This is a genomic window from Oleiphilus sp. HI0123, from assembly GCF_001635315.1.
In genome coordinates, this window is record NZ_LWGE01000713.1 from 1 (window position 1) to 571 (window position 571).

At 39.2% G+C, this 571-nt stretch carries 1 pseudogene; it reads right to left on the reverse strand.

Annotated elements, in window-relative coordinates:
- Positions 1–346: pseudogene (locus A3761_RS06380) on the reverse strand (RND family transporter); the annotation flags it as partial.
- Between the last annotated feature and the right edge of the window lie 225 nt (positions 347–571).

Here is a 571-nt window from a genome sequence, read left to right on the forward strand (position 1 = left end):
CTTCTGCAATAGTGTGTTGGTAATTGGTAATAGAGTCCACGCGTATTGAGTAGGGAAGTTGCCAAGACATTTCGGTAAGCTCTTCAATGATGCTTAAAGTCTCTCGAGTAAATATATGGCCATCTTGGGGGGCGAGGACAAACATGACGTTGTCACTTTTTGTAAAGGTTGCCTGTAAATCTTCGAAGGCTTTTAGGTGGGGATTATCATCACTAAAATAAATCCGGTAGTCGGAGCTAAATTTTGTTTGCGGTAAACCTGTGGCGGCAAGAAATACCACAAGCAATGAGGCGAATACCACCAGTAAGCGAAACTTAACAAGAAAATGGCTTATGCGTTCAATCATAGCGTAACCTACCTAATGTTTCTATTGCCGCAGAATGCCTGTAGCGAGCATGATAACTATACTTAAAGGTTGTGACCGGCGGTCATGAATTTAGAATACTACGCTTTGAACAGTGTGAATACAATGAATAAAGATATTTGAAGCTAAGAATAACTTTTCTAAATATGGAAAAGTAATAATGCTAATGGCTTAATAATGGGATAATTGCTGTGACGGAAAATCTTC